The sequence below is a fragment of the Stenotrophomonas sp. ESTM1D_MKCIP4_1 genome (genome assembly GCF_003086895.1).
Lineage (GTDB): Bacteria > Pseudomonadota > Gammaproteobacteria > Xanthomonadales > Xanthomonadaceae > Stenotrophomonas.
Map to the genome: position 1 here is coordinate 394817 of NZ_CP026004.1, position 1655 is coordinate 396471.

Consider the following 1655-nt stretch of genomic DNA (forward strand, 5'->3'; position numbering starts at 1 on the left):
TTTGGCAAATCCGGGATCCTTTAAGACCGAGCACCGAGACGAGCCTTTATGGCGAAGTCACTGATACCACGCTTCCAGGAAAAGCTCCTAAGCTTCAGCTTACGCAGACCGTACCGTAAACCGACACAGGTGGGTAGGATGAGAATTCTCAGGCGCTTGAGAGAACTCGGGTGAAGGAACTAGGCAACATGGCACCGTAACTTCGGGAGAAGGTGCACCCTTTTTGGTGGCTCATGCGAGCTATAGCTGAAGAGGGTCGCAGTAACCAGGCCGCTGCGACTGTTTATCAAAAACACAGCACTCTGCAAACACGAAAGTGGACGTATAGGGTGTGACGCCTGCCCGGTGCTGGAAGGTTAATTGATGGGGTCAGCCGCAAGGCGAAGCTCTTGATCGAAGCCCCAGTAAACGGCGGCCGTAACTATAACGGTCCTAAGGTAGCGAAATTCCTTGTCGGGTAAGTTCCGACCTGCACGAATGGCGTAACGACAGCGGCGCTGTCTCCACCCGAGACTCAGTGAAATTGAAATCGCTGTGAAGATGCAGCGTTCCCGTGGCAAGACGGAAAGACCCCGTGAACCTTTACTATAGCTTTACACTGAACGTTGAGTTCGTCTGTGTAGGATAGGTGGGAGGCTATGAAACTGTGGCGCTAGCTGCAGTGGAGCCATCCTTGAAATACCACCCTGTCGTGCTTGACGTTCTAACCTGGGCCCATTATCTGGGTCGGGGACCGTGTATGGTGGGTAGTTTGACTGGGGCGGTCTCCTCCTAAAGAGTAACGGAGGAGCTCGAAGGTACGCTCAGCGCGGTCGGACATCGCGCACTGTGTGCAAAGGCATAAGCGTGCTTGACTGCAAGATCGACGGATCAAGCAGGTAGGAAACTAGGACTTAGTGATCCGGTGGTTCTGTATGGAAGGGCCATCGCTCAACGGATAAAAGGTACTCCGGGGATAACAGGCTGATACCGCCCAAGAGTTCATATCGACGGCGGTGTTTGGCACCTCGATGTCGGCTCATCACATCCTGGGGCTGTAGTCGGTCCCAAGGGTATGGCTGTTCGCCATTTAAAGTGGTACGCGAGCTGGGTTCAGAACGTCGTGAGACAGTTCGGTCCCTATCTGCCATGGGCGTTGGAGATTTGAGAGGGGCTGCTCCTAGTACGAGAGGACCGGAGTGGACGAACCTCTGGTGTTCCGGTTGTCACGCCAGTGGCATTGCCGGGTAGCTATGTTCGGAAGCGATAACCGCTGAAAGCATCTAAGCGGGAAGCGCGCCTCAAGATGAGATCTCCCGGGGCACAAGCCCCCTGAAGGAACCATGTAGACTACGTGGTTGATAGGTCAGGTGTGTAAGTGCAGCAATGCATTGAGCTAACTGATACTAATGATCCGTGCGGCTTGACCATATAACCTCAAGTTGCCTTGGCTTTACGACAACGTCGTAAGAGCATCCAAGTGCACGCTACGTCACAAGAACTATGCGAGGCTGGCGCCTTGTCCCATCGGGACGAGTGCGACTCTCCAAAAGCCTCCCTGGTGAAATTAGCGCTGTGGAACCACCCGATCCCATCCCGAACTCGGAAGTGAAACGCAGCTGCGCCGATGGTAGTGTGGCTCAAGCCATGCGAGAGTAGGTCATCGCCAGGGTTTA

General features: G+C 54.3%; 2 rRNA genes (1 of these 2 cut by a window edge). Both read left to right on the plus strand.

From position 1 onward, the window contains the following. A 23S ribosomal RNA gene (locus tag C1924_RS01775) occupies positions 1-1410 on the plus strand (it extends 1471 nt beyond the left edge of the window). 126 nt (positions 1411-1536) lie between these two features. Beyond that, a 5S ribosomal RNA gene (rrf, locus tag C1924_RS01780) occupies positions 1537-1651 on the plus strand. Positions 1652-1655: the final 4 nt, after the last annotated feature.